The sequence below is a fragment of the Hydrogenophaga sp. genome (genome assembly GCF_041633695.1).
GTDB lineage: Bacteria > Pseudomonadota > Gammaproteobacteria > Burkholderiales > Burkholderiaceae_C > Hydrogenophaga.
The window spans coordinates 1-7,525 of the sequence record NZ_JBFJMY010000193.1; the positions used below are offsets into that span (position 1 = coordinate 1).

The following is a 7,525-nucleotide window of genomic DNA, read 5'->3' on the forward strand; positions in this document are numbered from 1 at the left end:
CTCGCTGTAGCCCGGTGCCATCAGCACTTCCACAAACTGTTTGCTCACCGCTTCGGCAGCGGCTTTGTCCACCGGGCGGTTGAACGCGATGATGCCGCCGAAGGCGCTGGTGGGGTCGGTCTGGAAGGCCTTGCTGTAGCTTTCCAGCGCGTCTTTACCCATGGCCACGCCGCAGGGGTTGGCGTGCTTCACGATCACGCAGGCAGGCACGTCAAAGCTCTTGACGCATTCCCAGGCCGCGTCGGCATCGGCGATGTTGTTGTAGCTGAGTTCCTTGCCCTGCAACTGCTTGGCCGTGACCAGCGAGCCCGGCGCCGGATACAGGTCGCGGTAGAAAGCGGCGGCCTGGTGGGGGTTTTCGCCGTAGCGCAAGTCTTGCAGCTTGATGAAGCGGCCATTGGCCTGGCCGGGGAAGGCGCTCCTTTTGGGCACGCTCGCACCGGCTTCGAATTCGATGCTGGAGAGGTAGTCGCTGATCGCGCCGTCGTATTGGCTGATGCGGTTGAAGGCGGCCACCGACAGGGTGAAACGGGTCTTGTCGCTGAGCTTGCCGCTGGTTTTCAGCTCGTCGATCACGGCGGGGTACTGCGCCGCGTCGGTCAACACCGCCACGTCTTTCCAGTTTTTCGCGGCGCTGCGCACCATCGCCGGGCCACCGATGTCGATGTTTTCGATCGCGTCTTCGAGCGTGCAGCCGGCCTTGGCCACCGTGGCTTCAAACGGATACAGGTTGACGATGAGCAGGTCGATGGGGTCTATGCCGTGGGTCTTCAAAGCCGCCATGTGCTCGGGCAGATCGCGCCGCGCCAGCAGACCGCCGTGCACCTTGGGGTGCAGGGTCTTCACGCGGCCATCGAGCATTTCGGGAAACGCCGTCACCTCGGCCACCTCGGTCACCGGCAGGCCGTTTTCGGCCAGCAGTTTGGCCGTACCGCCGGTGGAGATCAGGGCCACGCCCAGGGTGTGCAAGGTCTGGGCGAGTTCGACGATGCCGGTTTTGTCGGAAACGGAAATGAGTGCGCGCATGAAAAATTTGTGTGAAAGGTAAACAGAAAAGAGGCGGCGAGCCCGGCGATCGATCGCCGGTTCAGTCGATGAGCTTGTGCTCCAGCAATTTTTTGCGCAGCGTGTTGCGGTTCAGACCCAGCCATTGCGCGGCACGCGACTGGTTGTTTTGTGCCTGCTCCATGACCACTTCCAGCAAGGGCTTTTCCACCGCCTTGACCAGCATGTCGTGCAAGCCAGCGGGATCGGTGCCGTCCAGGTCGCGGAAAAATTCTTGCATGCTGGCGCGCACACAGTCGTGTAGGTTGTTGTTGCTCATGCGGCCAGTTTCCAGTGTCCGGTTTGTTGTTGATCTTGTTGCAGTGGGCTGGCAGCCCATTCCTCCAGCGACTCGCGCACGCACAGCAGTTGCGCCTCGCAAGTCGTCAAGCTGTTGATGCGCGAACGGAACACCGCAGCCGCGCCGGGCGGCAGCGGCAAAGACTGGGCATACCAACCCAGGTGTTTGCGCGCGCTGCGCACGCCCGTGCCTTCGCCATAGAGCGCGTAGTGGTCGTGCAAATGCGCCAGCAACCAGGTCTTGACGTCGTTCAGGTCGGGCGGTGGCAGGTGTTCGCCGGTGGCGAGAAAGTGGGCGATCTCGCGGAAGATCCAGGGCCGGCCTTGCGCGGCGCGACCGATCATGATGGCGTCGGCGCCGGTTGCCGCCAGCACCTCGCGGGCCTGCTCCGGGCTGTTGATGTCGCCATTGGCCACCACCGGGATGCGCACCCGGCTCTTGATGTGGGCCACGGTGTCGTGTTCGGCAAAACCCTTGTAGCCTTGTTCGCGCGTGCGGCCATGCACGGTCAGCATTTGCACACCGGCCGATTCGGCGGCCAACGCCAGTGTGGGTGCGTTGCGCGCATCGGCGCGCCAGCCGGTGCGCATCTTGAGCGTGACCGGCACGCCCCGTGGCGCGCAGGCGTTCACCACGGCTTGCACGATCTCCATGGCCAGCGTTTCGTCCTGCATCAGGGCCGAGCCGGCCCATTTGTTGCAGACCTTCTTGGCTGGACAACCCATGTTGATGTCGATGATCTGGGCGCCCCGGTCGATGTTGTAGCGCGCGGCGTCGGCCATCATCTGCGCATCGGTGCCCGCGATCTGCACCGAAATCGGGGCGGCTTCGCCTTCGTGGTTGGCCCGGCGCGAGGTCTTCAGGCTGTCTTGCAGATCGGGGCGCGAGGTCACCATCTCGCTGACCGCGTAACCCGCGCCCAGCTGCTTGCACAACTTGCGGAAAGGGCGATCGGTCACCCCCGCCATGGGTGCGACAAACAAGGCGTTGGGCAGGGTGTACGGACCCAGTTGCATGGCGGTGTGAGAATCGGGGGTGGTGCGCAAAGGCTGCGGCTGACGCGGACCCTGTGTCCGCCGCGAGGCCCAAAGAGCATTGCATTGTATCTGCCTCTTTTTTCAGCAGGCGATATGTTGCAGGTGCGCCCACGTTTTTTCTCCACACCGTCCACCCCACATGCACCACTATCCCGACTGGCTGGTCCTCTTTCTGCACTGGCTGGCCATGCCCGATGCGAGCCTGGGCACCTTGTTCGTGATCGCCTTCATTTCGGCCACCTTGTTGCCCCTGGGTTCGGAAGCCGCGCTGTTTGCGGTCATCAAACTCAATCCGGATCTGTTCTGGCCCGCCATCGCGGTGGCCACGGTGGGCAATACGCTGGGCGGGGGTTTGAACTGGTTCATGGGTTACGGCGCCCACAAGGCGGTGGACAAGGCACGTGGCAGTCCGACCCAGGTCAAGGCCTTGCAATGGCTGAGCCGCTTCGGCCCCAAGGCCTGCTTGCTGAGCTGGTTGCCCGCCATCGGTGACCCGCTGTGCGCGGTCGCGGGCTGGCTGAAGTTCCCGTTCTGGCCCTGCCTGGCGTACATGGCCATCGGCAAGTTGGCCCGCTACGTCGCCTTGACGACAGCCTTGTTGTGGGTGTTCCCCGGAACATTCACCCCATGACCTCAGCAGCTTCCACGCCCGGCGCCAACGGCGCCGCCTTTCCCCGCGCGCTGTGGGCGCTGATGATGGGCAATTTCGTCATCGGCGCGGGCGTGATGGTGGTGCCGGGCACGCTGAACGACATCAGCCAATCGCTGCAGGTATCGATCCCGCAAGCGGGCCAGCTCATCACCGCAGCGGCCATCCTCATGGGTGTGGGTGCGCCGGTGTTCGCCGGGCTGGTGGCCGGCTGGGACCGGCGCCGCCTGCTCGCGCTCTCCTTGCTCTGGTACGCGGTGCTCACGCTGGCCTGCGCCCTGGCGCCCAACTACGCCACGCTGCTGCCGCTGCGCGTGTTGGCGGTGGTGGCGCCGGCCATCTTCACGCCCCAGGCGGCGGCCAGCGTGGGTCTGCTGGTGGGGGAGGCGCAGCGCGGGCGCGCCATCACCTTCGTGTTTCTGGGCTGGTCGGTGGCCTCGGTCATGGGTATGCCCATGTCGTCGTGGATCGGCGGCACCCTGGGCTGGCGCTGGGCGTTTGGCTTGATCGCGTTGATGTCTGCGCTGTGCAGTTGGTGGGTCTGGCGCGAAATGCCGGCCGGCATACGCCCGGCGCTGCTCTCACGCAAAGACTGGCAGCAGACCCTGGGCTCGGCCGAGCTGATGCCGGTGGTGGGCGTGACGCTGCTGATGTCGTTTGGGCAATTCGTGCTGTTTGCCTATTTCGCGCCTTATATGCAGCAAAGCCTGGGCGTGGGTGCCGTCGGCCTGTCGCTGCTGTTTTTGTGGTTCGGCCTGTTTGGCCTGGCCGGCAACGTGGGCTTGACGCGCCGCATCGACCGCCTCGGCGCGGCCAACGCGGTGATGTTGGCCTTGGCCGCCATCACGCTCAGCCTCTTGCTGTGGCCACTGGGCACGGCGGGGCCCTGGCAGCAGGCGCTGGTGATGGTGCCGTGGGCGCTGGGCTGCTTCGCCGTCAATTCGGCCCAGCAAGCGCGTCTGGTGCAATTGGCCCCGCTGCTGGCACCGGCCACCGTGGCGCTCAATACCTCGGCCATGTACGGCGGACAAGCCCTGGGTGCGGCCTTGGGCGGTGGGCTGATCGCCCAGGGCCTGATGGCGCGTCTGCACTGGGTGGGCCTGGTGGTGATGCTGGGCGCCATGGCCCTCAGTGGCTGGGTGGTGCGGCGTCAGAAACGCTCGTAGGGCATCAGGTAGCGCCACTGGCCCACCGGCAGACCCGCCAGCGAAATACGGCCCAGGCGCAGGCGGCGCATGCTTTTCACCTGCAAGCCGGCGCGCTCGCACAGGTGTTGCACCTGGCCCGGTCGGCAGCCTTTGATGGCCAGACGCAGGCGCAACTCGCTCTGCCAACTGGCACTGGCCTTGGGCAGTGCCCAGCCGTCAAAGAACAGCGCCTGGCCGAGCGACTGCAGCACCGCTTCGCGCCGCGCGTCGTCTTCCAGCGCGGGATCGACCTTCACCTCGACCAACCATTCGTGTTCGAGTTGAGCGCCGTCGTCCTCGATCTTGCGGACCACACTGGGGTTTTGCGTGCAGACCATCAGGCCGCTGGTGGCCACCCCCAGACGCGACACCGGCAGCAGTTTGTGCAGATGCGCCTTGAGCGGGCGCACGCCCGAACGGTCGCCCGAAAACCGGGCGGCGGGTGTAAAGACCTTGATGGCCACTTCGTCGGGCATGGGCGAGGCGGCGGGCAGTGCCAGCCCGGCCGGTTGGTGCCAAACCAGGGTCATGGATGCCAGCGGCTCCAGCCGGGCCTTGGCTTCCAGCGTCACGGTCTGCTCGTCGCGCACACGGGCCTGCGGCAGTTCGACCACCGTGCCATCGACCCGCACCCAGCCCCCGGCGATGTAGAGCTCGGCATCGCTGCGCGAGCAAGGCACCTGGGCGGCCAGCCGCTTGGCCAGGCGCTGGGGTTCGGGCCGGCCGGGTTCGGTCATGGTGGCGCTCAGCTGCTGAACAAGAAGTTCATCACGTCGCCATCCTTGACCACGTATTCCTTGCCCTCGGCGCGCATCTTGCCCGCGTCTTTCGCGCCTTGTTCGCCTTTGAAAGCGATGAAGTCGTCAAACGCGATGGTCTGCGCGCGGATGTAGCCTTTTTCAAAATCGGTGTGGATCACACCGGCGGCTTGCGGCCCCGTGTCGCCCTTGTGGATGGTCCAGGCGCGCACCTCTTTCACACCGGCGGTGAAATAAGTCTGCAAGCCCAGCAACTGGTAGGCGGCGCGCACCAGGCGGTTCAGGCCCGGCTCGTCCTGGCCCAGTTCCTGGAGGAATTCGAGCCGGTCGGCATCGTCCATCTCGGACAACTCGGCTTCGATCTTGGCGCAAATGGCCACCACCGGCGCGTTCTGCTTGTCGGCAAACGCCTTCAGGCGGTCCAGCATGGGGTTGTTCTCGAACCCGTCTTCCGACACGTTGGCCACGAACATGGCTGGCTTGGCGGTGATGAGGAAGAACTGCTTGAGCTGGACCAGCTCGTCCTTGCTGAAATCGATGGTGCGCACCGGCTGGGTGTCGTTCAGCGCCAGCTGGCATTTCTCCAGAATCGCCACCTGCTTGATGGATTCCTTGTCGCCGGAACGCGCCGTCTTGCTCACGCGGTGCAAGGCTTTTTCCACCGCCGCCAGGTCGGCCAGACACAGCTCGGTCTGGATGACTTCGATGTCGGCAATCGGGTCGACCTTGTTGGCGACGTGGATCACGTTGTCGTCTTCAAAGCAGCGCACCACGTTGACGATGGCGTCGGTCTCGCGGATGTGGGCCAGAAATTTGTTGCCCAGGCCTTCGCCCGTGCTGGCACCGGCCACCAGACCGGCGATGTCCACAAACTCCACGATGGCCGGAACCACACGTTCGGGCTCCACGATCTGGGCCAGCTGTGCCAGACGCGTATCGGGCACCTCGACGACGCCCGTATTGGGCTCGATGGTGCAGAAGGGGTAGTTTTCAGCGGCGATGCCGGCCTTGGTCAAGGCATTGAAAAGGGTGGATTTGCCGACGTTGGGCAGGCCCACGATGCCACATTGCAGACTCATGAAATACCTCGAAAAACAGCCTTCAAGTGTATGCGAAGCCCTGGTCTGCGTTAATCTTGGCCCGCATGGCCCCGCCAAGCGGCCTGCACACGAGTGAGCGAACGGTTCGTCGCTCAGCCGCTTTGACCTGTCGCTTTGAAAACGCCACGCCCGTGCACCCGACCACACCATCATCGCCCCCAAACAGCGACAGCGCCAGGCTGGGCGCGGTGCTGCTGGCTGGCGGCACGGCCACCCGCATGGGCGGAGCACCCAAGTGCCTGCTGGAAATCGATGGCGTGCCCCTGGTGCGCCAGCAAGCCTGTGCCTTGCTGGACTGCGGCCTGTGGCCCGTGAACGTGGTGCTCGGACACCACGGCGAACGTGTGGCCACCGCCTTGCACGGACTGCCGGTGCAGCAGGTGCACCACCCCCGGTTTGCCGAGGGCCAAGCCAGTTCGCTGCGCGCGGGGCTGGCCAGTTTGCCCGATGGGCTGAGCGGCGTGCTGGTGGCGCTGGCCGACATGCCCATGATCGGCCAGCCGGAGATCGCCGCACTGCTGCACGCCTGGTCACAACGCCCGGACCACGCCGATATGCTGGTTCCTCAACCGCATGGGCGGCCCGGCAACCCGGTGCTGTTCACGCCTCGCGTGCGCCTGGACCTGCTGCAGAACCAAGGGGATTTCGGCGGCAGGCAATGGCAGGCGGCGCATCCCGAATCGGTATGGCGCTGGCCCACCAACAACGCCCACTACCAAATGGACCTCGACAGTCCCGACGACCTGGAACAATTCAGCGCGGCCACGGGCTTGACGCCGCGTTGGCCACAGACCACACCGCCCCCCTCCGAGCCAATCCAACAGGGCCACTGATATGCAATCCATCGACATCGACGTCATCCGCACCGCGCTCGACTGGCTGGACCGCGGCCAGCGCGTGGTGCTCGGCACTGTGGTGCGGACCTGGGGCTCGGCCCCGCGCCCGCCCGGCTCGCTCATGATCATCCGCGACGACGGCCAGGTGGCCGGCTCGGTCTCGGGCGGCTGCATCGAAGACGACCTGATCGGCCGCGTGGCACGCGGCGAACTCGCCCTGCGCCTGCCCGAAGCCACCACCTACGGACAGACCGCTGAAGAAGTGCGCCGCTTTGGCCTGCCCTGCGGCGGCACGGTGCAAATCGTGCTGGAGCCGCTTTCGCCGCAATCCCAATTGCGCGAACTGCTGGCCGACATACAAAACCACCGCCGCGTGCAGCGCCGGCTCGACATGGCCACCGGCCTGGTGCGCCACGCGCCCACCGTTGATGGCGACCGCGTCAGCTTCGACGGCGCCACGCTCGCCACCGTGCACGGCCCACGCCTGCGCCTGCTCATCATCGGTGGCGGCCAGCTCTCGCGCTACCTGGCCAGCATGGCCGTCATGCTCGACTACCAGGTCACCGTCTGCGAGCCGCGCGTGGAATACCACGAGGGCTGGGACGCCGTGCCC

Annotated in this window: 9 protein-coding genes; 4 read left to right on the forward strand and 5 right to left on the reverse strand. The window is 65.5% G+C overall.

The genetic code is table 11. The features are described from left to right. The 3 genes from purH to dusB form a co-directional block, all read right to left on the reverse strand. Positions 1-1,026 (reverse strand): bifunctional phosphoribosylaminoimidazolecarboxamide formyltransferase/IMP cyclohydrolase (gene purH, locus ABYB95_RS12905; RefSeq protein WP_372658966.1); only part of this gene is annotated, 1,026 nt, incomplete at its 3' end. Between the two features lie 61 nt (positions 1,027-1,087). Further along, the gene (locus ABYB95_RS12910; protein ID WP_372658967.1) at positions 1,088-1,324 is read right to left on the reverse strand and encodes a helix-turn-helix domain-containing protein; all 237 of its coding nucleotides are present in this window, start codon (positions 1,322-1,324) and stop codon (positions 1,088-1,090) included. Further along, on the reverse strand, positions 1,321-2,361 hold the full coding sequence (gene dusB / locus ABYB95_RS12915; RefSeq protein WP_372658968.1) for a tRNA dihydrouridine synthase DusB: 1,041 nt from the start codon (positions 2,359-2,361) through the stop codon (positions 1,321-1,323). Before dusB ends, ABYB95_RS12910 begins: the two co-directional genes overlap by 4 nt. A 160-nt stretch (positions 2,362-2,521) precedes the next feature. On the opposite strand from dusB, the gene ABYB95_RS12920 reads away from it, so the two are divergent. After that, a complete protein-coding gene (locus ABYB95_RS12920; RefSeq protein ID WP_372658969.1) occupies positions 2,522-3,013 on the forward strand; it encodes a YqaA family protein in 492 nt (163 codons plus the stop codon). Further along, a complete protein-coding gene (locus ABYB95_RS12925) occupies positions 3,010-4,197 on the forward strand; it encodes an MFS transporter (protein WP_372658970.1) in 1,188 nt (395 codons plus the stop codon). The genes ABYB95_RS12920 and ABYB95_RS12925 overlap by 4 nt, the downstream gene beginning before the upstream one ends. Here the strand turns inward: ABYB95_RS12925 and ABYB95_RS12930 are convergent. Further along, complete coding sequence (locus ABYB95_RS12930) at positions 4,182-4,955, reverse strand: RNA pseudouridine synthase (protein ID WP_372658971.1); 774 nt, start codon at positions 4,953-4,955, stop codon at positions 4,182-4,184. The two genes, ABYB95_RS12925 and ABYB95_RS12930, sit on opposite strands and share 16 nt — an antisense overlap. An 8-nt stretch (positions 4,956-4,963) precedes the next feature. Next, the gene (gene ychF / locus ABYB95_RS12935; protein WP_372658972.1) at positions 4,964-6,055 is read right to left on the reverse strand and encodes a redox-regulated ATPase YchF; all 1,092 of its coding nucleotides are present in this window, start codon (positions 6,053-6,055) and stop codon (positions 4,964-4,966) included. Positions 6,056-6,207: 152 nt separating this feature from the next. Between ychF and ABYB95_RS12940 the strand changes: the two genes are divergently transcribed. Together ABYB95_RS12940 and ABYB95_RS12945 are read left to right on the forward strand one after the other, a co-directional pair. Next, positions 6,208-6,909 (forward strand): NTP transferase domain-containing protein, encoded by a 702-nt coding sequence (locus tag ABYB95_RS12940; RefSeq protein ID WP_372658973.1) that lies wholly within the window; start codon positions 6,208-6,210, stop codon positions 6,907-6,909. A gap of 1 nt (position 6,910) precedes the next feature. After that, the coding region (locus tag ABYB95_RS12945) for an XdhC family protein (protein ID WP_372658974.1) at positions 6,911-7,525 on the forward strand (615 nt) is incomplete at its 3' end.